Below are 23,406 nucleotides of genomic sequence, written 5' to 3' on the forward strand. Positions count from 1 at the left end.
GGCTACGACGATTGATGGGCGTAGCCGCTCAGATCGTAGTTTCTTGATTTAGTTCCATCGAATTACGCAACAAAGCCGCCTTTTACTGTCACTCTACTATATTTAGAGCATTTCTAACATGACTATCTAACCTTCTTACTAGTCTCGAAAAACAAAGTTTTATCACTCTATAAGTAATACTCGATAGGTCGATCGCTGCGCTACCTGACATTACATTCATGTGACCTAAAATACCGCGAACGTGTTCTGTATACTCGTTTTTTAGTTTTGAGATGTACGCCATAGCTTTAGCTAGTTGATCCCAAGCAGTAAGGCCTACAGTTGCTATTTGTTGTATTATATGACCCAGACCTGAAATTCTTAGTAAGGTCAAAATTGAAGAGACTATTTTACTTACCCAACCATCAGTCATCCGAGCATTATATCTATTGTTGAAGTCAAGAAATACGTTGCGTTCTAGGTAAGCTTGAGATTTGGGTTGTAGTGCCGACCACTCATTACTTGTAGCGGTATTGACATAACCCGGAACAGATTTTTTTCCTAGTCCATGAGCACAGAAGTAGATGCCAGAACTTCCATCTAGCCGATACTCAATACCACCGTGAGTAAATGGCCAAAGAGGAGACATAGGAACTGGAGTTGCATCATGAGTGCATTATTTAATTTCCATACAAGTCAGAGTCTATATAACCAAATAAGTTACATTGGCTGTTCACGTAGTAGTCATCGTTTTCTTCATCATCAATTGAAAAAGCAAAGTACTTAAGAGGGTTCTCAGTGTCACAAGCAAGGTTAGCCATGTTATTTTTTACGTAATCCTCTATTTTATAACCATCAAAGCTTCCTTCCCAAATAATAGTACTTTCATCATTGCTGAGTTCTGCGACTAAAACAATAGTTACATAGCGATCAATGAGAGGAGTGCTTATGACGTCTTTATTTTCATAGACTGGAGAAAACTCAAAGCGACCAGTACTGTCTGTGAATGTTGATAAGTCTATTGATTTCCCTGACATGCTTAAACCAATACTAAGGCTAACCTTCAGGCTACTAAGTGGTTTTCCTTTCTTTGTTAACACACCATTGATTTTCGGTGTGTATTGATTAACGTGTTCGTCATTCAATTTACTTTCTTCAAAATTCATTACAATGCTCACTAATATGACTGTAATAATTCCAGCAACTTAATTTTTCACAACAATATTTTCATTTTGAAATTTAAAAATCTATATATGTTGTGTTTCTGTTCAATATCTAAGGTTAACTTTGTGATTAGAGTTACATTATTTTTTGTAACTACTGTTTGTAGTCATTACATCTATAGAGTTGTAATGAAACAAGCGAGTAGGGACTAACAATGAATACATCAATCAATTCATCGAGGGAGATGAGTATAGACTTTAGACTTAGATCTAGTTATCTCTTAGAAAGGATAGGTAAGCAGAAGACTTTTAAGTTGCAGGGCTTTTAGTACCATGCTTTCTGCCTTTTTGATTAGTACTTATGAACTTCTTGTTTACTGATTAATACTCAACGAGTTTGTAAACCTACATGGGCCAAAGGTATGCGGTAATCCATGTAGTAAGATTTCAGAAAGCATGAATGTTTGAAAAAAGAGACTATTTTAGTTGATACAAAAAAGGCCACCCGAAGGTGGCCTTTTCCAAACGTTTGGTGGAGCTGGCGGGAGTTGAACCCGCGTCCGAAAACCGTTCATCATTGGTACTACATGCTTAGTCGATCTTTAATTTCGCCACCCACCTGCGAACCGACACGCTAATGAATGACTAGCCTGAATTAAAATTCGCCGTTCATCTCTCAGGCGGGAGAATCCGGGCTAGCGCGTTTGGGTTTGATCCCTCGTTGATCCCCGTCTTACGTGCGGAAGCTAGGGCGAGAGAGCTCTTAGCAGGTTATTAAGCTGCTAGTGCGTAGTTTTCGTCGTTTGCGACTATTTTTTTGCGGTTTGTTAACGAGGCCTACCGCACCTCGGCATGCACCTCAGACTTCTGAATTCCCGTCGAATCCTAAATCAGCCCCAGGTAATATTCGCATAGTAACAGAAAAGCATTGGCTGTCCAGTACTATGCGTTTAAGTGGTCAAGATTAACGCAGCGCGCTCTTCATTACGCGTGCTTTTTCTCTTGCCCAGTCTTTTTCTTTTAGATCCGTACGTTTATCGTGCAGCTTTTTACCTTTTGCTACGCCAATTTTTAGTTTCACCCAAGAGCGAGACCAGTACAGTGAGAGGGCCGTTAATGTCATACCTTCACGGTTTACACGTCCGAATAGATTATCCAGCTCACGACGACTCATTAGTAGTTTACGCACACGTGTAGGATTCGCCACAACGTGTGTCGATGCCTGATTTAAAGGAGTGATTGTCATGCCACTCACAAAGGCTTCACCGTCACGCATAAATACGTAACTTTCAGAAATATTGGCTTTACCTTGGCGAAGGGCTTTCACTTCCCAACCTTGGAGCTCCAAGCCAGCTTCGATTTCATCATCGATGAAATACTCGTGGCGAGCTTTTTTATTCAGCGCGATAGTATTGCTACCCGCTTTTTGTTTCGTTTTTTTCTTTGCCATAATAGCGTCATTATACGGGTTGGATATCGGATAGGAAATCCTTTTATTTGCGCAATCGTGGAATAAAAGTAAAATTGGCGAGTAGCTTTAAATCTGTACATGTATCGATAGGAGTATGTATGAAGCAAGTCAGCCGTTCTGCGCTTGTGTCTTTTAGCGCCGAACAGATGTTCAATCTGGTTAATGATGTTGCTAAATACCCTGAATTTCTGCCTGGTTGCTCGGGCTCTAGAATCATTGAGTCTTCGGGGAATGGTATGGTGGCTTCTGTCGATGTGGCGAAGGCTGGAATCAGCAAAACGTTTACGACTTCAAATGAGTTGATCCCCGGTCAGGCAATTATGATGAACTTGGTGGATGGCCCGTTTAAGACGTTGCGTGGTGGTTGGATTTTTACCGCGCTAGATGAGCAAGCTTGCAAGGTTGAACTAAAGCTTGAGTTTGAATTCTCAAGTAAAATGATTGAGATGGCCTTCGGTAAGATTTTTAACGAGCTTACTAGTAATATGGTAAATGCATTTACTAAACGCGCAAAACAGGTCTACGAGTGTTATGAGTATTGAGTCAGATATGATTCACGTTGAGGTTGTCTATGCTCTTCCTCATGAACAGCGTGTATTTAACTTAGTGGTAAATAATCACGCAACGGTAGAAGAGATCATTCGACAATCCGGTGTATTGGAGTTGTACCCTGAAATTGATTTGTCCAAGAACAAAGTGGGTGTGTTTAGTCGTAACGTGAAGTTGGATGCGACCGTTCGAGATCGAGACCGAATAGAGATTTATCGTCCGTTACTCGCCGATCCGAAAGAGATTCGCCGTAAAAGGGCGGAGCAGGCTAAAGCCGAGGGAAGTGCAGACCCAGTCACCGGTGGCAAGCCTAGTTCTGTACGTAAAAATAAGCAGGATTAATATAAACCCAATAGCTCATGTGAGTTACTCAAAGTTTGACTAACGTGATTTCTATATAATAAAAAACCTCCCAAACGGGAGGTTTTTTTGCAAAAGTCAGTTTACTGAATTTGCTCGTAAAATGCGTCACTTTTTGGAAAGTCACCACTGATGTCTGCGAGTGTGCCTTGGTCATTAAAGTTTACAATCAGATCTTTCTGTACTGGTTCGCCATGGCCAGGAGTATGATGATAGATGTAATACCAAGTGTTTGGATAGCCGTTTTCAATAAGCATTGGCGACCCTAATACGAAGCGAACCTGTGCTTTAGTCATCCCAAACTTTAATTTATCAACCGCACTTTGTTCTACATAGTTGCCTTGGTTGATATCAATACGATAAACCAGTCTTTCCAATACCGAACATCCTGTCAGCAATGTCATTGCTAATGGTACGGCAACTAACCACTTCTTTAATTGCATAATAATTTCTTAGTAACCTTTAAAATACTGCGCTGATAATAAACAAGCTCGACGCAGATGTAAAAAGCTATGCGTCGTATGGTAGACAATCTGACAACGAATTTTGAGTTGAGTTGCATTTATTCACCGATATTAGGCGGTAAATGTCACCACATGACGTATTAGTTAGGTGACGAAGAGCACATTTCAATCGGAGATAGGGTGATGGACGCTTTCAGCGGTGAGCCAAGCCTAGTGACTCGTTAGTCGGTTTTGGCGAATTCGCGTAATGCATCACCTGAAAAACGATAATACTCTTTTTCATGAATTAGTGTTGCACCAATTGAGCGGTAAAACTGACCTGCGGTAGGGTTACTACTTTCAGCTGTCCAGTCCAACCTTTGGCATCCACACTTGATCGCCAAAGATGCCAGATACTTCATTAACTTGAGACCAACCCCTTTTCCTCGAACCTTCGAAGATACGAACAGATCTTTTAAGTACATCTGCCCTGAGAGTTTTGGGGCAGGGAACATGACGGTATAAGATGCAAAGCCTACGACGTCATCATTATCGTAAACCGCAATGATATTAACACCAGAATGTTCAGAGAAGACTTGGCTCTTTAGATAATGGACCAGATCGTGTTTTGATGAAGCTTTTTCTTTGAAGTAGTAATGTTCTAACTCAATAAAAATAGGGATGAGATCTAAGCAGTTGGTTTTGTGTATTGCTCTGATATCCATATCTCATCCCTTGTCGATTTATTAAGCGGCGATAAGCAGTTCTTTTGCGTTTGCCAACGTTGAGTCGGTTATTTGACTACCACCAAGTAAGCGAGCTAATTCTGCCACACGTTGTTGTTCATCTAATGCGTGCATTTGGGTTTCGGTTTGGCCTGCTTTGGTTTGCTTAGCAACAAACATTTGTTGATGGCCGCATCCGGCAACTTGAGGGAGGTGAGTGACACACAATACTTGAGTAGATTCGCCAAGCTTGCGTAGCATTTTGCCCACTACGGCAGCTGTTGGGCCACTAATACCTACGTCCACTTCATCGAAGATTAAACTTGGTGTATCTACTTTCTGAGCGGTGATCACTTGGATAGCTAGAGAGATACGTGATAGCTCACCGCCTGACGCAACTTTTGCTATAGGTTGCAATGGTTGTCCCGGGTTGGTCGATACTAAGAAGCACACGCTGTCCATGCCAAGCGGCGATGGGTGCGTGTTGTCATTGCTAACTTCGATACTGAATACTGCTTTCTCCATGCTCAATTCGTGCATGCTTTGTGTGATCAGTTTGTTCAGTTCTTTTGCGTAACGGCTGCGTGATTTGTGCAGTTTTTCTGCTTGTGTTAGAAAGCTTTGGTACTTGTGTTCTACTTCTTGAGCAAGTTCATCTAAACGTTCATCGGAGCAATCTAACGCTTCTACTTGGGCCAGAAGATCTTGATGATGCTGGTAGAGTTCTTCTGGCATTACGTGGTGTTTACGAGCTACAGACATCACTTTAGAAAAACGTTCTTCTACATAAGCCATACGAGCTGGATCAACATCGATGCCATCTAAGTAGCTGCGTAATTCATTCTTCGTTTCTTCAAGTTGAATCATCGCTTCTGACAGCATGTTAGGTAGCTCAGATAGCTTTTCATCTAATTCGGCTAATTGAATTAGGGAGTGATTGGCCGATTGCAAAATACCAAGCGCATTGACTTCTTCACCTTCGTAAATAAGTTCGATGGCTTGCTGACAGGTAGTGGCGAGTTCACCACTGTTGGATAGTCGTTTATGCTCTTGCTCGAGCTCTGCAAATTCTTCTTCACCTAGCGATAACTCATTCAGTTCTTTGATTTGGTATTCAAGCAACTGTTTTTGCGCCTGGTTTTGCTGGCTATTTTCTTTTAGCTGCTTGAGGTTATTATCCGCCTGACGCCAATGCTGGTAAGCACTTCGTGTGCTTTTTAGTAGGTTTAAATGCCCAGCATATTGGTCGAGCATGGCCATTTGGTGCTCACTTTTCATCAATTGATGATGAGCGTGCTGCCCATGGATATTGATAAGTAGCTGCCCTAGAGATTTGAGTTGTGATAGTGGAACAGGGCTGCCATTAATGAAGGCTCTTGAGCGGCCTTCTTTTGTGATAATACGACGCAAAATACACTCACTGCCATCTAGCAGATCGTTATCTTCTAACCAACGTGTTGCATGTAAGTTGTTGTCCAATAAAAAAGCGGCGCTAACTTCGGTTTTCTCTTCACCTTGTCGCACCATGCCGGCATCGGCTCGTCCGCCTAAGCAGAGCCCTAAAGCATCGATAGCAATGGATTTACCCGCGCCTGTTTCACCTGTAATGGTGGTCATGCCCTTAGAAAGCTCGAGTTGTAAAGACTTAACAATCGCAAAATTATTAACACTTAGATGAGCCAGCATTTTATTTACCTGTATAACTGAACAATACTGTATAAGAGAACAGTATATACTGTTTCTTTATACAGTAAAGTCAGGTAGGGAAAATTTTCTTTGTAGGCTGTTTTTTTGTGATGAAGTGGGAAAAATGAGCCGATGTGATTACAACGACTCATTAAAATTGAACAGGTTACGGACGAGTTGGGTTAATCGTTAGTGGTTCTAGTGTGACGACTGCATTCACACCTGCACCTGGGTGATCTACGTATGAAGTATCTTGCATTAGAGTGTAGTAAACGTCGACGAAGTCATCATCATTCGTGAGTACACCATCGGGGATAGTGTCGATGATCTTGTTCGTGATTTGCGGAATAATCGCGTAAGCCTGAACTTCTGGATCTGGAATCGCTTTCAATACTTCTTCGGCAACTTGAACAAGGAGTTTTGCCAATTGTTTATAGTCTGTGCCGTCATCTTGCTCCATGAGCACAATGTCTGCCGCACCCCAGCGGTAACGAGACCAGTGAATAATGATCTGATTTGGATAGTAATCTTGGTTATCGTAGTCTAAGTATGGAAGCTCCACCAAATCGAGAGTAGGTTCATCACGACTTGGATTGACGCCCGTTACGATAGCGTAGATTTCTGCCTTGCCAGAGATCCAAGGTTCTTTGTCATCGGCTAGACGGATCTTTTTCAACTGCGTGGTTTGAATTGGAGCCGCTTCGCCCACTGCGCTACTTGACAATAGCGGTGTATTTTGGCGTTGTTCATCAGCAATATATGGTTGAACTAAAGCTGGTTGACCGAGTTTTTTCATCTCAGCTTGCATAGCTTGCAAGCCTGCTTTTAGCTCTGCAGAGCTATTGTTATCAACGACAAGTACAGGTACCTCAGGGAGCTGGTAAACATCGAGTTGATGGATGTTGCCATAAACATCAAATGCTTCGATGTATTGCCAATTCTCATCATCACCACTTGGTTCAAATGCAAATAATGGCTCGACCTCGCCACTTTGCCATGCTGTTATCATGGCTTCATTTGCCAAGCGAACTTCTAACAACTGATCAGAGTATTCAGAAATACCTTTCCAGCTACGAATTTGAGTGTCAGCTTGTACAAGCTGGCGGCTGAACTCTGAGTTAGGGTTTTGCTTAACAAATGCTGATACAGACACGTTAGTCTGTTGCGGAGTAATATCTCTTCTCAGCATGGGTTCAATGGCAGCATAATTCTCACTCAATTGTTGAGCTAGGGCACGCTTCGTCTTAGTGATATCTTCCGCTTTTGCGTTGGATACACTGTTGACTTGCGTTTCCTCTGATTGGCAGCCAATAAGTGCTAATGTACTGAGAACAGACAGAATGATGGTTTTCTTCATAATATGTCCTTTATTGATTGTATGAAATAGAGTTAATACTCTATTCATGGTGAGAATATCACCGGACATAGATCATTGAATTTGCTTTTCTATCTTTTGTGTAAAGTTTGCCCACAGGATCAAAATTTATAAGCTTCTCTTTAATGATGACAAATATCGTGTCGCCTCACTACTTTGTGTCTATTTCTTGTCTAAGAAAGCCAAAAGCCAGTAGCAATTGAGCTGCTGGCTTTTTTATTGAAGTTATTACCCTGAGTAACAAGTGTTAGAACAATTTACTAGACCAGCCAAGCTTATTCCGTAAGACGTGATAGTAGCTGTAGTCTTTTGGATGGATGAGCTTTAGTACATTTGGACTTTGATAGATGTGAATTTCGTCGCCAGGGGTAACTGGAAGTGAGACTTGTCCATCACAGCTAACTTCTTGTGTTCCACGGTTTTCTGGTGATACCACCAATTTAATTCGACGTTTTCCATCAACCACCAAAGGTCGACTCGACAATGTATGAGGGAACATTGGCACGAGTGAAATGGCATTCAAGCTAGGAGAAAGAATTGGGCCGCCGCCAGAAAGTGAATATGCCGTCGAGCCAGTCGGAGTGGAGACAATCAAACCGTCGGCCCGTAAAGAGAAGGCGAAGCTTTCATCTATGTACACTTCAAATTCAATCATATGGGCAATTTGCCCTGGGTGAAGTACGGCTTCGTTTAGCGCAGCGTTATGGCTCTTTATTTGTCCGTGGCGGTGTACTTCCGCCTCTAAAAGAAAACGTTCCTCTTCAATATACTCACCGTCGAGTACCGCTTGCAGAGACGCTTGGAAGTCGTCTGGGTTCAAGTCAGTTAAGAAGCCCAAATTTCCACGGTTCACGCCTATAACTGGCACATCAAATCGGGATAAAATTCTTGCCGCACCTAACATGTTGCCATCGCCACCAACCACAATGGCTAGATCGGCATTTTTTCCTAGTTCAACTAAGCTAGCAAACTGACTCTGTGGGATATCATCCAGTATTGCGGCAAGGCGATCGTCAATGAATACTTTATAGCCCTCAGAAGTCAACCATTGGTACAACTCTTTATGAGTTTGAATTGCTTGTTGATCTCTTGGTTTTCCGATAATCGCGATCACGTTACATGGATTTTTCATAGCATTTCCGCATTAAAGAGGCTTGAATCAGGAATCTTCATCCCCATAATAATGGCAAGTCACCTAAATATGCGAATTTTTATGTGGTTAAAGCCCGCAAAAACGCGCATGGCTTTAAGGGCATTATGTTGAATTCTGGAGATATCATGAGCAACGAAGAAAACAAAGTTACAGAAGAAGAGCTTGATCAAATCATCGAAGAGGCTGAAAAAGTAGAAGCTGAAGCACAAGAAGTTGAAGCTGAGCTTGAAGAGCTTGGTGATGAGACAGACGCTAAGATTGCTCAACTAGAAGCGGCACTATTGTCTAGCGAGGCAAAAGTAAAAGAGCAACAAGATGCGGTGTTGCGTTCTAAAGCTGAAGTAGAAAACATGCGTCGTCGCACTGAGCAAGAGATCGATAAAGCACGTAAGTTTGCGTTGAACAAGTTTGCAGAAGAGCTGCTTCCTGTTATTGATAACCTAGAGCGTGCAATTCAAGCGGCAGATACAGAGAATGAAACTGTGAAGCCGTTCCTAGAAGGCGTTGAACTAACACATAAAACGTTTGTAGACGTTGTCGCGAAATTTGGCTTGAAAGCAATCAACCCTGAAGGTGAAGCATTCAATCCAGAGTTCCATCAAGCGATGTCGATTCAGGAGAGCCCTGATCATGAATCAAACACTGTTATGTTTGTTATGCAAAAAGGTTACGAACTAAACGGTCGTGTGATTCGTCCGGCAATGGTAATGGTTGCTAAGTAACTTTAACTCCCTGTTTTTTTAATATAAAAGCGCCCATCATTTTTGATGGGCGCTTTTTTGTTTTAAACATAAATGACTGCATCGAACTTAGTTGTATATCGATAAATGAAAATTTGATCCCCTTCATATTTTTTCCTATTGGTTAATTATTTTCCTATAGGAGATTTTCTCTCATCTCGCTGCGTGTTTATTAACGGAAAGGGCTATAAGTGATTGTAATCATTCGCTGTGTGAATGTTTGTTCTGCATAGGAATGTAAATATAGTCATTTTTTCTAAAACAATTTCGTTAACAAAAATGTAAATTATCACTTTATTTTGTAACTTCGGTGTGTATGATTTGCGACTAATGCTTTAAAAGTAAGCATATATAACTACAAAAATGTAAATAGTAAACACAACATATCGGAGATTTATAATGGATAAATCGCTTTCTAGTAAGATTTTTATAGGCTTGTTTGCCGGCCTTGTGCTGGGGACAGCAATTCAGTACTTATTTAGCGGTATTGCGATTTTTGATACATACCTACTTGGAGCAGCAGAAGGTGTTGGCGGCATGTTCGTCTCACTGATCAAATTGCTTGTTGTTCCTTTAGTTTACGTTTCAATCGTATGCGGCATTGTTGACTTGAAAGACATCAGTGCATTTGGTCGTCTTGGTGGAAAAACTTTTACCCTTTACATTCTTAACACCATCATTGCGATTACGGCGGCTTTGACTGTCGGCTTGATCTTCCAGCCAGGAGCGGGCGCTAATCTAGCAGGAACGGTATCTGAGGCTGTACAGCTGACAACGACAGAGACGCCGGACATTTTCTCTTTAGTTGTTAACATTGTTCCTAGCAATCCTGTACAAGCGTTTGCTAGCGGCGACATGCTGCAAATCATCTTTATGGCAATTTTGACGGGGCTTGCAATTCAAGCTTTGGATTCTCGTGGTGGCCCAGCTATTCGCACATTCAAAATGGCAAATGAAATCATGATGAAATTGGTTGGATTAGTGATGAGTCTTGCACCATATGGTGTGTTCGCACTAATGATTCAACTAGGTGCAACGCTAAACGCCAATACATTAATGTCCGTTGCCGGTTACGTGGCTTTGGTGGTTGCGATGTTGGTGTTTTGGATCTTCTTCTTCTACCCAATGGCAGTGAGTATTGCGACAGGAACTTCTCCAAAGACTTTCCTACGTGCAACTCGTGAGCAGATTCTTTTCTCTCTATCTACCGCGAGCTCAAACGCGACTATCCCGGTAACGATGCGCACACTGACAGAAAAGCTTCAGGTCTCTAAATCGGTTGCTGGCTTCGGTGTACCACTGGGCGCAACGATGAATATGTCTGGTGTGTCTATCTATATTGCTCTAGCAACGATGTTTGTTGCGAACGCTTTTGGCCAGCCAATTAACACCGCAGACATCTTCACACTTGGCTTAACTATTCTTCTGTTATCTATTGGTGCTGGCGGCGTTCCTGGGGGCGGCGTGGTAATGGTAGGCGTTTTGCTTCACCAACTAGGTTTACCACCTGAAGGTTTGGCAATCATTGCAGCGGTCGACCGTATTAATGATATGTTCTGTACATCATCTAACGTTGTCGGCGACACGGCAGTGAACACCATTGTTGCAAAAACAGAAGGTGAGATAGGTAAAGAAGAAGGTGTTGATGCTGAGCCTGCTCAAGCGAACGCCTAATACCTTGAATCATTTATTTTAACCCTAATATTGAAGCGAGCTCTTATGAGCTCGTTTTTTATTTAGGAAGAGTCGGACATAAATAAATTTATCTGGGAAATGACGTTTTGTTGCGCTACAGCAGTGTGACGAGTTCCCAACTAATCAGAAAGAAACACATAAATTTCGAAAAAAGACGCTTTTTTTTAATTCTGCCCTTGAAAAGCATTTTGCCGCCCTTATCTATGTGGCATAGAGAAGCAAACATTGATTATTTTTGTTTGTGAGCAAGGGTTGAAACCCGATTCTCCTCCCCCCACATTGGGGTTATAACCAAACGAAAATAGAATTTATTCGGAGATAGCCAGATGGGTAAAATCATTGGTATTGACTTAGGTACTACTAACTCATGTGTTGCTGTATTAGACGGCGACAAACCACGTGTAATTGAAAACGCAGAGGGCGAACGTACTACTGCATCGGTTATTGCTTACACTGACGGTGAGACGCTAGTAGGTCAACCAGCGAAACGTCAAGCAGTAACTAACCCAGAAAACACGCTATTTGCAATTAAGCGTCTAATCGGTCGTCGTTTTGAAGACGAAGAAGTTCAGCGTGACATCGAAATCATGCCTTACAAAATCGTTAAGGCTGACAACGGTGATGCTTGGGTAGAAGCGAAAGGCCAAAAAATGGCAGCTCCTCAGGTTTCTGCTGAAGTTCTTAAGAAAATGAAGAAAACTGCTGAAGACTTCCTTGGTGAGGAAGTAACTGGCGCAGTTATCACAGTACCTGCTTACTTTAACGATGCTCAGCGTCAAGCGACAAAAGATGCTGGCCGTATCGCAGGTCTAGAAGTTAAACGTATCATCAACGAACCAACAGCAGCTGCGCTAGCTTACGGTCTTGATAAGAAGGGCGGCGATCGCACTATCGCGGTATACGACCTTGGTGGTGGTACATTCGATATTTCAATCATCGAAATTGATGAAGTTGAAGGCGAGAAAACATTCGAAGTTCTAGCAACTAACGGTGATACTCACCTAGGTGGTGAAGACTTTGATAACCGTCTAATCAACTACTTGGTTGATGAGTTCAACAAAGAGCAAGGCATCAACCTTAAGAACGACCCACTAGCAATGCAGCGTGTTAAAGAAGCAGCAGAGAAAGCGAAAATCGAGCTTTCTTCTACTTCTCAAACAGACGTAAACCTACCTTACGTTACTGCAGATGCAACTGGTCCTAAGCACATGAACATTAAAGTGACTCGTGCAAAACTAGAATCTCTAGTTGAAGACCTAGTACAACGCTCTCTTGAGCCATTAAAAGTAGCTCTAGCTGACGCTGACCTATCAGTAAACGACATCACTGACGTAATCCTAGTTGGTGGTCAGACTCGTATGCCAATGGTTCAAGCGAAAGTTGCTGAGTTCTTTGGTAAAGAAGCGCGCCGTGACGTAAACCCTGACGAAGCAGTAGCAATGGGTGCTGCAGTTCAAGGTGGTGTACTTGCTGGTGACGTTAAAGACGTACTACTACTAGACGTAACTCCACTGTCTCTAGGTATCGAGACAATGGGTGGCGTGATGACTAAGTTAGTTGAGAAGAACACAACTATCCCAACTAAAGCGAACCAAGTTTTCTCTACAGCGGAAGACAACCAGAGCGCGGTAACTATCCACGTTCTACAAGGTGAGCGTAAGCAAGCGATGTACAACAAGTCTCTAGGCCAATTTAACCTAGAAGGCATCCAGCCTGCACCACGTGGTATGCCACAAATCGAGGTTACGTTTGACCTTGATGCGGACGGTATCCTACACGTATCTGCGAAAGACAAGCAGACTGGTAAAGAGCAGAAGATCACTATCCAAGCTTCTGGCGGTCTAAGCGATGAAGACATCGAGAAAATGGTTCAAGAAGCAGAAGCTAACAAAGAAGCGGACAAGAAGTTCGAAGAGCTAGCAACTGCACGTAACCAAGCTGACCAAATGATTCACGGTACTCGTAAGCAAGTAGAAGAAGCTGGTGAAGCGCTACCTGCAGAAGAGAAAGAGAAGATTGAAGCAGCAATTTCTGAGCTAGAAACAGCACGTAAAGGCGAAGACAAAGAAGCTATCGATGCTAAAGTTCAAGCACTAATGACTGCTTCTCAAAAGCTGATGGAAATCGCTCAACAACAAGCTCAAGCGCAGCAAGCACAAGGTGCTGACGCAGGTGCACAGTCTAAAGAAGACGACGTTGTAGATGCTGAGTTCGAAGAAGTTAAAGACGACAAGAAATAATATTTCTTAACCAGATGGTTGCATAGCCATCTGGGGTCGATAAGACTTCGTGTGCGGGCGTTTGGGGCAACTCTTACGCCCGTCTGTTTGTAAACGCTGTCTTTCTAGTTAAGTATGTTGCAGACAAGTGCACTTACCTAGAACGATACAAACACCAAGCGGTGAATCGATGCCGTTTGTAGTAATTAACTGGTGACGAAGAACATGTCAAAACGTGATTTTTACGAAGTGTTAGGCGTAAGCCGTGATGCCTCAGAGCGCGATATCAAAAAGGCGTATAAGCGTCTAGCGATGAAATTCCACCCAGACCGAAACCAGGGTGATGATTCTGCGGCGGACAAGTTTAAAGAAGTAAAAGAAGCGTACGAAGTTCTGACCGACCCTCAAAAGAAAGCGGCGTACGACCAATACGGTCATGCTGCTTTTGAACAAGGCGGCGGTGGTTTCGGTGGCGGCGGCTTTGGCGGCGGCGGTGCTGATTTCGGCGACATCTTTGGCGATGTATTCGGTGACATCTTTGGTGGTGGTCGTCGTGGCGGTGGTGGCCACCGTGCCCAGCGAGGTGCTGACCTACGTTACAACATGGAATTGACGCTAGAAGAAGCGGTTCGTGGTGTAACGAAGGAGATCGAAGTACCGACACTAGTACACTGTGATACCTGTGATGGTAGTGGCGCGAAGAAAGGTTCATCTGCTGAAACATGTGGTACCTGTCATGGTCATGGTCAAGTACAGATGCGCCAGGGCTTCTTCGCAGTGCAACAAACCTGTCCTACCTGTCACGGCAAAGGTAAAATCATTAAAGACCCTTGTAATGAGTGTCATGGTCAAGGTCGTAAGCAGAAAACAAAAACACTTAACGTTAAGATCCCGGCAGGTGTTGATACTGGCGATCGTATTCGCCTATCTGGCGAAGGTGAAGCGGGAGAAATGGGGGCGCCTGCTGGCGACTTGTATGTACAAGTGCACGTGAAAGAGCACCATATCTTCGAGCGTGATGGCAACAACCTATACTGTGAAGTGCCAGTAAGCTTTGCGATGGCAGCTCTAGGTGGTGAAGTTGAAGTACCAACCCTAGATGGTCGCGTAAGCCTAAAAGTGCCTTCAGAAACGCAAACAGGTCGTATGTTCCGTATGCGTGGTAAAGGTGTGAAAGGCGTTCGCGGTGGCGGTGTTGGTGATCTTATTGTGAAGTTGGTTGTCGAAACACCAGTAAATCTAAGCTCACGCCAAAAAGAACTGCTCAAAGAGTTTGAAGAGTCTTGTGGTGGTGAAGCGGCGACAAAGCACAAGCCTAAATCAGAAGGCTTTTTCAACGGTGTGAAAAAGTTCTTTGATGATTTAACCAGCTAAGACGTTAGCGAAAAGCACACATACAAAGGCCTGCTAAAATGCAGGCCTTTTTGCATCTCGGTGTTCTTCCTAATTCCAGCAATCACTTGGTTCTTCGACATTTGTTGACGTTAAAGTAATCGTTTTAGAACCAGTCAAGCACTCGTCGTCGTCTTGTCCCAGAGACGATTTTGCTGTTGCTGTAATGGTATAGGCCGTACTTGCAGAGCTCGCAATATCGAAAGAAAATCTATTTGTGTCTGAGTCACATAGAGTGCATGTGCCTCCAGAGAGAATATGACTCCAGTCGTACCCACCATCATAAGATGTCTCTAGCTCTAGCTGAATTCGACTAAGATCGCTCAAGGCAACCGTCCTATGAGACTTGATTACATGATTAGTGTAAGAAGGGTAGGCGATCGCAGCAATGATCCCGACAATCACTACAGCTACCAGTAATTCGATCAATGTCATCCCTCTCAATCCTTTTTTGTAGCCGTTACAACGAGAAATTCGAATCATCACGAGTAGTTTCCTTTTCACTTTTCCGCCTATTTTTGGCAGGTGATAGCATCTGTGCAAGATGAATTACGGCCCTTTTGCCGTTTACATAGGAATTTGGGAAATGCCTCGCGGGTTTACGTTGTTGGAGCTTCTTATTACTGTTGCTGTACTGAGTGCTTTATTGGCTACAGCTGCACCATCTTTCAAGAATGTCTTTGAAACCAACAAAATGCAGCGCTTAGCTAATGAATTGCATGGCTTTGTTATTGAAGGCAAGTCTGAAGCAGTATTACGGCGTGAAAGACTTTGGGCACACATCATCATGTCTGGGAGCTCATCCAGTGACGGAAACTGGCGTATTGATTTGACAGATAACGGAGCTGAGGGAGCTGGGACTGTGTTGTTCTCTTTATCAGGTAAGCCGTATTACGGTATTGTCGTTACCCCGAGCTATGCTTCCGATCAAATCAGCTTCGACGATGTCCATGGTCGACCATCATCAGGAAACTTGAAGTTTCATCCTGTTGGTGAATCATCAAAAGCCTTAAAACTCATTTCTCATACTTTATCAGCCCGCGTAAGAGTATGTAGTGATAACAGCGGCACAGAATATTACGGTTATTCAACTTGCTCTTAAGGATGGCTATGTTTAAACAAAAAGGGGCGAGCCTTATTGAGTTTATGATCGCATCTGTGCTTGGGCTTATTTCTCTTGCGACAGTGGGGTCAATCTATGTGAGTGGTCAACGAGTGATAATGGAGCGTTCGAAAGAGTTAATGTTGTTACAGAATTCTGAAAGTGTCGTGCAGATGCTCAAGAGCGACATTCAGCGTGCTGGTTTTGACGGTAACAATGGTCATTCTATAAAAATATCGGGCTCAGCGAACACAATTTACACTCTTGATGATGTTGATAGAGGGCTAATTGCTTACGCCTATTACATAGGTGTTTCTGGCTCTGCTCCTTTATATAAAAACGTGGCTTATGAGCAACGAGTTAATACGCCAGAGTCGCTATTTGTGTGTGAAAAAAAGCAAATAACGATATGGGATGTTAATGACGTGGTCAACCTTGCAGGCACAGGCTCATGTAACACTCTCTTTGATAAAAAAGTTATTCACGTTAATCGATTTGACCTGACTAGTGATTTGCTAGAAAGCACTGATGCAAAAAGTGCACTGGTGACCATTACATTGGGAACCGAATTGAAAGACGTGACAGATATTCGCACGCAGCAGTCGTTTACTGCGATGCAAAGGAACTGGCAGTAATGAAGAAACAACAAGGTGCAGCTGCGTTATTAGTTGTGGGTGTATTGCTAGTTGCGGCATTAATGATGTCGCTTGGTAGCTACAAGTCTCTTTTTTATCAGATCAAGCGTGCCAACAATCAAATTGAAGCACGACAAGAACATTGGCTTGCAGAAGGGGGATTGGAGTGTTTCTATTCTTTAGTTCAAAGTACCGGTGATATTTCTTCTGCAACTTCACTAATTTCAAGCCGATGTGAAACACCTTTAGGTTTACATCAATTAGCATTGGAACCCGACAACAAGCTGTTAAGCAAACCAGCTCCAAACTCCAGCCGGACCGTTGAAAAACAACTTGTCCTTTCAAGAGGAAGAGCGTCCGGAGCACTAAAAAGTAGTACAGATTTATACGTTAATGGTAGCTCCGCATTTTCAACACCAGATCCTGGCGAATTTGTAGGAAGTGGGTGGGAGTGTGTTGCTATTCGCTATAAGAATGCATTTCACTCACGTGCTGGAGCGACAAACCAAGGGGTTATACATGGTTCTGCTCCTTATGCTGATTTTGTTCACAACAATATAGATTGTAAATCGGAACATATGAGTGTGACCTCTTCTGACTCAGATTACGGAGAGGACTTTATTCAAGATGCAGACCTAGAGCCATTTTACGACATTTTTAGAGAGCAACGCAGTGACTGGAACTCGGTGAAATCAGGCTGGGGGTTTACTACGATTGATTACGACGACTCAACTAACCAAGTCGTTACTGATTGTGGAAAGAAAGTTGGGGAGCAAATTTCAGCAGGGAAAACTCATATTTGGGTTACGGGGTCCTGTGAGTTTACTTCCTCTAAAAAGAATAGCTCTGGAGAGTATGAGAATGATTCTGATGGGATAATAATCAAAGGAGGCATTGATTATCTTAATGAAGCTTTTGCCGCTACTGGAGAAGCTCCAATATTACTTGTGGTTCAAGATGGTATTTTTGCTGTACATGGTTCAATGACATTCCCTGGTATGCTCTATCAACTTACGACTAATTCACTTACAGATTTAGATACACATTGGAACTTGTTCGAGGCCAAAGATCATTTTGGGGATGCGGCTAACTTTCCCACGCTTGCTCTAGATAAAGTCGTTTACCTGCAGCGTGGCTCATTTAGTTTTTCGGGGGGACAAGTCTTAGATAGTCCAGGTTACAGTGCTTATTTTGTTAACTCTCTAAATTTTGCTTACAACCGAGATAACATCGATGAGGTCGTTGATCCGATTATTAATTTCCGCTGGAAGAAGGGCTCCTGGAATGATCTCTAAACAAAAAGGTTTTAACCTTCTTGAAGTTCTAATTTCTTTTCTGCTTATCGGTGTTGGGGCTCTAGGTTTAACTAAGCTAAACGTATATCTAGAACGCGAATCCGAATATGCCATAAAAAGTATTGAAGCACTGCGTCTAACAGAGAACCAGCTTGAATGGTTCCGAACGCGTGGTGCTTCGGATGCGCTTTCTACGATTTCTACTGCCAGTTTTGCCTCTATCGTGACAGGATCTTCCGCCACTGGAGCGTACACGGTGGAGTGGGATGTGCCACCTGCTACTGTATCAGGTTCACTAAAGACGATCATCATCACAACAAGTTGGGAAGATAGAATGGGGCAGACGCAATCCGTTCAGCTGAAAACTATGATTTCACAGTACAGTGAATTCGAAAACTAAGTTCAATTGCATACATGGGCTGAGACAAATGCGGGTGTAATTTCTGTTTGATACCGGATTTTTCACGGTTAATAAATGGTTTTTGAACTGTTAATTGAGTTGATGTGCTACTGTTTTTATTATGTTTAATTGAAGTGGTGTTTTTGCAAAATATGTCTCCAATTATGAAAAAAAATCTAGAACCTTGTGCTTTCTCCATTAGTGTTTACTAGAATACTCGTTGGATAGTAGGTCGTTATAATTATTCAAATAGGCCTTGGCACCAACATCATTCACTATGGAGTTACCATGAGTAACCAAGCTGTAAATAAAGCACCATCATCGAAGCCGAGCGGGATGGAGCGCTTTTTAAACTTTATCGAGAGGACAGGTAACAAAATCCCTGATCCTGCGATTTTGTTCTTCTGGGCATTGATCATTACTTGGGCGGCGTCAGCACTTTTGTCGAATGTATCATTCGATCTTCCAAACCCTCGAACGGGCGAAGCTCTTACTATCACCAACTTACTTACGGGCGAAGCGCTAGCAAGTTTCCTTGCTAACATGGTGACGACGTTTACTGGCTTTGCGCCACTGGGTATCGTACTTGTCGCAATGCTAGGTGTGGGTGTTGCAGATTCTTCGGGCTTTATTACGACGGGTCTTAAGAAGATGCTGAACTTCACGCCAGCTAAGCTTCTTACTCCAATGCTTATTTTGGTTGCCATTGTATCGCATACTGCGGCAGATGCAGGCTATGTTCTGGTTATTCCTCTTGGCGGTATTATCTTCCATGCGGCAGGTCGTCACCCTTTAGCAGGTATTGCGGCAGCATTTGCAGGTGTATCTGGTGGCTTCTCTGCAAACTTTATCCCTTCAGGTATCGATCCGCTATTGGCTGGCTTTACGCAAACTGCGGCGCAGGTTCTTGATCCTGAATATGTGGTTAACCCATTAGCGAACATCTTCTTCACTGGCCTATCCTCTATCATTATTGTGGGGATTGGTTGGTACGTGACAGAGAAAATCATCGAGCCTCGTTTATCAAAAATGCCAATTGATGATGATGCGGAAACCGCGCCAAACCTAGGTTCATTTACTGAACTGGAATCAAAAGCTTTCCGTTATGCAGGTTGGGCAATGATGGCGGGTATTGCTTTACTTGTTGCAGCGTTAATTCCAGAAACATCAGCACTTCGCTCGCCTGAAGGTGAAATTACTGCCTTCTCAGCACCGATAATGAAGTCTATCGTGCCGTTGATCTTTATTCTGTTTATCATTCCTGGTTACGTTTACGGTAAAGTGTCTGGAACGTTCAAGACCAGCAACGACATTATCAAAGCGATGGCTGATACTATGTCAACCATGGGCGCATACATTGTTATGTCGTTCTTCTGTGCTCAGTTCCTATCTGCATTTGCTCAGTCAAACATCGGTACGATGCTAGCGTTGTATGGCGCAGAAGGCTTAAAAGCGATGAACCTACCAGGTGAAGTGACCATCATCGGTATGATACTTCTAACCGCGTCTGTAAACCTACTTATTGGTTCGGCATCGGCAAAATGGGCTTTAATTGGTCCAATCTTAGTGCCAATGCTAATGGCGGTTGGTATCTCGCCTGAGCTGTCTCAAGCGGCTTACCGTGTGGGTGACTCTGTATCGAACATCATTTCGCCTCTAATGGTATTTTTCCCTCTTGTAGTGGTTTACTGTCAGCGTTATGTGAAGTCGGCTGGTATCGGTACGCTTGCGTCACTAATGATGCCATTCTCGATCGCAATGCTGATCGGTTGGTCTATCTTCCTAGTTGCTTATTGGATGGTAGGTATCCCACTAGGCATTCAAGCTCCTTACACTTACACAATGTAAAAACGTGTAGGGTGTGAAAGCCACTAATTGGCAGCCGAAAAGCGCAGGTCTTCGATCTGCGCTTTTTTTGTTCTCGCACAACGAACATCGATAGGTCTTGTAACTAGTTTTTTGGAGTTGCAAACTTTGTCCCGTGATGTGTCGCTGTAGTGAAACCGAAGTTGGTGATAAAATTCCCGACTTCAATCATTTTTGTTTCTTTGGAGCCTCCTTTGTCTAACCATCCGTTTACCCCTCAAGATGAATTGTTTATGCGCAGAGCGATGGTGCTTGCCGAACAAGCAGAAGCTGAGGGGGAAGTACCTGTCGGCGCAGTGCTTGTCAAAGATGGTGAAATTATCGCTGAGGGGTGGAATCGCTCTATTGGTACTAATGACGCTACCGCACATGCTGAGATCCAAACACTGCGTAAAGCAGGCCAAAAGCTAGAAAATTACCGCCTTCTGGATACGACGTTATATGTAACACTTGAGCCATGCCCAATGTGTGCCGGAGCCTTATTGCATAGCCGCGTTAAGCGGGTTGTTTTTGGAGCGCCAGATTTAAAAGCTGGAGCTGCAGGAACAGTGCTTAATTTGTTTGAAAGCCAAGCCGCTTACCATTACGCCTTAGTTGAAAAGGGGCTGCTAGAAGATGAGTGCCGCACTCAGCTACAAGCGTTTTTTAAGCGTCGCCGAAAGGAAATTAAAGCGAAGAAGCAAGCACAAAAAGCATTAGAAAATCGAGAGAGCGAGCAAGGTAGTGGGAGTAGTGAGGGCTAGCAAACACCTACAACGTGGTAGATGTTTGCTTGGACGCACTAGTGATTGACTAAATGTACAAAAACACGATTACGTGAACTTACTTTCTTTTTCATACATGTCAGTTTACGTTTACGTCGGATAGCAGCTACTGTGTTATTTAAACGCTTTGACTGCACTCTACGTCTTCTCATATTCAAAACCTCCTGCAGACAAGACTTATACCAGTAAAGCGCGGCTCATCGATGCTTGGCAATAGGCTCGATAATCGCACTAAACATTGTATGGTTTAAACGTTCTTCATTTGACTTCTGCATTGCACAGAGCCAGCAAACAATTTCAATACGATGCTTAATAATAGGAGTGACGTTATTTCGGCAGAGTGTAGCCGAAGGCGCCGCTTCATCAAGTGAGCTAAACCATGTGGTTACAAAGCAATCAGTTTTACTAACGATGAAGAAAAGGCGACCAACCAAAGGAATGGTTGAGTGTGGTTGGTGTCACTCAGAATATTGGATTCTAGATAAGTTTTCGTTAGGACTCAACAAAAATGACGAGCTTCATAGGCTCGTCATTTTTTAGTTTACCGCGGGTTTATTCTTCAATGCTTTCTTGTTCGGTGTCTTCTTCAACCGTGACGTCAGAAGCGCCAGAGACTTGTTCTACGACGGTCTCTACTGCGCCCGATATCAAAATGTCGGGGTTGAGCGGCGGAATCACTTGCAAGTCATCGCTATTCTCATCAATCGCTGGCTGTTGGCTGACATGACCAATGATGGATTGGTAGTAACGTCGAATATTTTCTACGTAATTACGCGCTTCATCGCCTCTGGCGTACCCATAGCGAGTTTGGCTGTAATAGCGCTTCTGACGAAGTAAAGGCAGCCTGTCTTTTACATCGGCCCAAGCGTTCGGATCGCCACCTTGTGCTTTGGTGAGTCGTCGTGCGTCCATCATGTGGCCGTAACCAATATTGTATGAAGCTAACGCAAACCATATTTTTTCATGCTCGTTAATGCTATCAGGCACGCGACTTACAATACGACGTAAGTACTCGACACCACCACGAACAGATTGCTCAGGGTCTAAACGGTTTGTTACCCCGACGCTTTTCGCTGTTGGCAGAGTCAGCATCATCATCCCCCTAACACCCGTTGGCGATTTTGCTGTTGGCTTCCAGTGTGATTCTTGATACGCCAATGCTGCAATTAAGCGCCAGTCGAACTCTTCGCTGTATTTTTGGAATAAAGGTGCCCATTTAGGCAATTTGTCATCCAGAGCTCGAATGAATGCGCGAGTATCAACGTAATCAAATGCCTCAATATGACCAATGTACTTTTCTTCGAGGGTGGACAGTTCTCCTGATTGTTTGATGTTACCGAAAAACTCTATCAGCATCGCATACAAACTTTCGTCTTCAGAACGTCGAGTAAACCAAGACACTGGTTGATCTTCTGTAAGTTCAAATGCGAGCGCAAGATCGGGGTAAAGGCGTTGAGCTAGGGAAAGTTCCACCGAATCAGTCACAGTAAAACGTAACTCACCCGTCGATACGTATTTGAGTAAGTCTCTCGTGTCAGCATCACCAACAATTTCAAACTGAAGTTCTGGATACTGCTTCTTTAACGCTGTTAGGGTCGGAACATATTGCGATTGTTCAACGATCTTTAATGTTTGCGCTCCTGCATTTGTATCTTCGTCGGACTCGTCGTCTTTCGAGGCTTGGTATTCAATGAGTTGTTCGATATCACGTGGTCGAAGTTGCCCTTTTTTATATACCACTTGTTGGCTTACATAATAATAGGCAGGGCCTGGTCTAAATCGTTTGACTGCTTGTGACGTTTGATTTAAACCCGTAGCGATGATATCGATATCTCCTTTCTTAAGAGCAGGAAAAAGCTCAGCCTGGCGAAAGGCTGGTTTAATCTCGAGTTTGACGCCGAGCTGCTCCGCAAACTGACGCGCCAATTCGTAATCCAACCCTGCGGGACCATCGGGTCCTATGTAGTAGGAAAGCTGATTGTTTAGCGTGCCAACACGAAGCACACCACGTTCTTGAATTTTTTCAAATTCACTTTTGGGCTCCGACTCAATCTGGCAAGCAGAGAGCAAAAGAACAGAAACTAAAATTAGAGCACTGCGCTTGAGCCGGTTGAAGTGACTTATTTGCATTAATAGGTACATCTTGGAAAATTTCTATTTGCCTTTATATCAAAGCGAGCTCATGGGGCAAAGTGAATCACACACTTATAACGTGACATTGTGTGTTTTATCGACATTTTAGTTGTAATTCAAATTTGACAAAAAAAATGACGCAAACGGTTGCTTTTGGTGTTACATCACAAAAACAATTACTATATAATGCGCTCGCAATGACGAGGTGGAATCGGCATAGGTTCGACAGGGCTTATTTTAAGTGTCTGAATTTATTCCAAT

General features: G+C 43.2%; 21 protein-coding genes and 1 other RNA gene. 12 read left to right on the forward strand and 10 right to left on the reverse strand.

Translation table 11 applies throughout. The features are described from left to right. Positions 1–659 precede the first annotated feature (659 nt). The 3 genes from R7127_RS14795 to smpB all read right to left on the reverse strand — a co-directional run bounded on the left by R7127_RS14795 (position 660) and on the right by smpB (position 2,592). Complete coding sequence (locus R7127_RS14795; RefSeq protein ID WP_104978839.1) at positions 660–1,145, reverse strand: DUF6795 domain-containing protein; 486 nt, start codon at positions 1,143–1,145, stop codon at positions 660–662. Positions 1,146–1,672: 527 nt separating this feature from the next. Beyond that, positions 1,673–2,040: a transfer-messenger RNA gene (ssrA, locus tag R7127_RS14800) on the reverse strand. Between the two features lie 66 nt (positions 2,041–2,106). After that, positions 2,107–2,592 (reverse strand): SsrA-binding protein SmpB, encoded by a 486-nt coding sequence (gene smpB / locus R7127_RS14805; RefSeq protein WP_005381642.1) that lies wholly within the window; start codon positions 2,590–2,592, stop codon positions 2,107–2,109. A gap of 119 nt (positions 2,593–2,711) precedes the next feature. On the opposite strand from smpB, the gene R7127_RS14810 reads away from it, so the two are divergent. Further along, a complete protein-coding gene (locus R7127_RS14810; protein ID WP_005381641.1) occupies positions 2,712–3,155 on the forward strand; it encodes an SRPBCC family protein in 444 nt (147 codons plus the stop codon). After that, the gene (locus R7127_RS14815; protein ID WP_005381640.1) at positions 3,145–3,504 is read left to right on the forward strand and encodes an RnfH family protein; all 360 of its coding nucleotides are present in this window, start codon (positions 3,145–3,147) and stop codon (positions 3,502–3,504) included. The genes R7127_RS14810 and R7127_RS14815 overlap by 11 nt, the downstream gene beginning before the upstream one ends. 101 nt (positions 3,505–3,605) lie before the next feature. Here R7127_RS14815 and bamE read toward each other — a convergent pair whose 3' ends face one another. The 5 genes from bamE to nadK all read right to left on the reverse strand — a co-directional run bounded on the left by bamE (position 3,606) and on the right by nadK (position 8,883). Then, positions 3,606–3,965 (reverse strand): outer membrane protein assembly factor BamE, encoded by a 360-nt coding sequence (bamE, locus tag R7127_RS14820; protein ID WP_017820585.1) that lies wholly within the window; start codon positions 3,963–3,965, stop codon positions 3,606–3,608. A gap of 242 nt (positions 3,966–4,207) precedes the next feature. Continuing rightward, complete coding sequence (locus R7127_RS14825) at positions 4,208–4,690, reverse strand: GNAT family N-acetyltransferase (protein ID WP_005381636.1); 483 nt, start codon at positions 4,688–4,690, stop codon at positions 4,208–4,210. 21 nt (positions 4,691–4,711) lie between these two features. Continuing rightward, the gene (gene recN, locus R7127_RS14830) at positions 4,712–6,376 is read right to left on the reverse strand and encodes a DNA repair protein RecN (RefSeq protein WP_005383750.1); all 1,665 of its coding nucleotides are present in this window, start codon (positions 6,374–6,376) and stop codon (positions 4,712–4,714) included. 166 nt (positions 6,377–6,542) lie between these two features. Continuing rightward, complete coding sequence (locus R7127_RS14835; protein WP_005383752.1) at positions 6,543–7,733, reverse strand: DUF3103 domain-containing protein; 1,191 nt, start codon at positions 7,731–7,733, stop codon at positions 6,543–6,545. A 265-nt stretch (positions 7,734–7,998) separates the two neighbouring features. Then, positions 7,999–8,883 carry an NAD(+) kinase gene (gene nadK, locus R7127_RS14840; protein WP_005381631.1) on the reverse strand — a complete coding sequence of 295 codons (885 nt, stop codon included), beginning with the start codon at positions 8,881–8,883 and terminating at the stop codon, positions 7,999–8,001. A gap of 146 nt (positions 8,884–9,029) precedes the next feature. Here nadK and grpE point away from each other — a divergent pair, with 146 nt between their 5' ends. From grpE to dnaJ, 4 genes are all read left to right on the forward strand, one after another. Next, a complete protein-coding gene (gene grpE / locus R7127_RS14845; RefSeq protein WP_021034134.1) occupies positions 9,030–9,626 on the forward strand; it encodes a nucleotide exchange factor GrpE in 597 nt (198 codons plus the stop codon). A gap of 417 nt (positions 9,627–10,043) precedes the next feature. Continuing rightward, positions 10,044–11,318 (forward strand): dicarboxylate/amino acid:cation symporter, encoded by a 1,275-nt coding sequence (locus R7127_RS14850; protein ID WP_005381625.1) that lies wholly within the window; start codon positions 10,044–10,046, stop codon positions 11,316–11,318. Between the two features lie 347 nt (positions 11,319–11,665). Further along, positions 11,666–13,579, forward strand: a complete 1,914-nt coding sequence (gene dnaK, locus R7127_RS14855) for a molecular chaperone DnaK (protein WP_005381623.1) — start codon at positions 11,666–11,668, stop codon at positions 13,577–13,579. 204 nt (positions 13,580–13,783) lie between these two features. Further along, positions 13,784–14,932, forward strand: a complete 1,149-nt coding sequence (gene dnaJ, locus R7127_RS14860) for a molecular chaperone DnaJ (RefSeq protein ID WP_005381620.1) — start codon at positions 13,784–13,786, stop codon at positions 14,930–14,932. A 69-nt stretch (positions 14,933–15,001) separates the two neighbouring features. Here dnaJ and R7127_RS14865 read toward each other — a convergent pair whose 3' ends face one another. Then, positions 15,002–15,433, reverse strand: a complete 432-nt coding sequence (locus tag R7127_RS14865) for a type IV pilin protein (protein ID WP_053350257.1) — start codon at positions 15,431–15,433, stop codon at positions 15,002–15,004. Positions 15,434–15,536: 103 nt separating this feature from the next. On the opposite strand from R7127_RS14865, the gene R7127_RS14870 reads away from it, so the two are divergent. From R7127_RS14870 to tadA, 6 genes are all read left to right on the forward strand, one after another. After that, positions 15,537–16,052: a GspH/FimT family pseudopilin gene (locus R7127_RS14870; RefSeq protein ID WP_033905824.1), complete on the forward strand. Its 516-nt coding sequence runs from the start codon at positions 15,537–15,539 to the stop codon at positions 16,050–16,052. Between the two features lie 8 nt (positions 16,053–16,060). Beyond that, entirely contained in the window at positions 16,061–16,687 is a 627-nt protein-coding gene (locus tag R7127_RS14875; protein WP_033905826.1) for a PilW family protein, read from the forward strand. Continuing rightward, the gene (locus R7127_RS14880; protein WP_033905827.1) at positions 16,687–17,982 is read left to right on the forward strand and encodes a hypothetical protein; all 1,296 of its coding nucleotides are present in this window, start codon (positions 16,687–16,689) and stop codon (positions 17,980–17,982) included. The genes R7127_RS14875 and R7127_RS14880 overlap by 1 nt, the downstream gene beginning before the upstream one ends. Next, positions 17,972–18,382 carry a prepilin-type N-terminal cleavage/methylation domain-containing protein gene (locus R7127_RS14885; RefSeq protein ID WP_031780848.1) on the forward strand — a complete coding sequence of 137 codons (411 nt, stop codon included), beginning with the start codon at positions 17,972–17,974 and terminating at the stop codon, positions 18,380–18,382. The genes R7127_RS14880 and R7127_RS14885 overlap by 11 nt, the downstream gene beginning before the upstream one ends. A gap of 288 nt (positions 18,383–18,670) precedes the next feature. Beyond that, entirely contained in the window at positions 18,671–20,230 is a 1,560-nt protein-coding gene (locus tag R7127_RS14890) for an AbgT family transporter (protein WP_017635695.1), read from the forward strand. A gap of 251 nt (positions 20,231–20,481) precedes the next feature. Continuing rightward, positions 20,482–20,991, forward strand: coding sequence for a tRNA adenosine(34) deaminase TadA (gene tadA, locus R7127_RS14895; RefSeq protein ID WP_373924694.1), 510 nt, complete (start codon positions 20,482–20,484; stop codon positions 20,989–20,991). 573 nt (positions 20,992–21,564) lie between these two features. Here the strand turns inward: tadA and mltF are convergent. Then, positions 21,565–23,142 (reverse strand): membrane-bound lytic murein transglycosylase MltF, encoded by a 1,578-nt coding sequence (gene mltF, locus R7127_RS14900; RefSeq protein WP_031779069.1) that lies wholly within the window; start codon positions 23,140–23,142, stop codon positions 21,565–21,567. Positions 23,143–23,406 lie beyond the last annotated feature (264 nt).

Source organism: Vibrio sp. 1159, assembly GCF_033340395.1.
Lineage (GTDB): Bacteria > Pseudomonadota > Gammaproteobacteria > Enterobacterales > Vibrionaceae > Vibrio > Vibrio alginolyticus.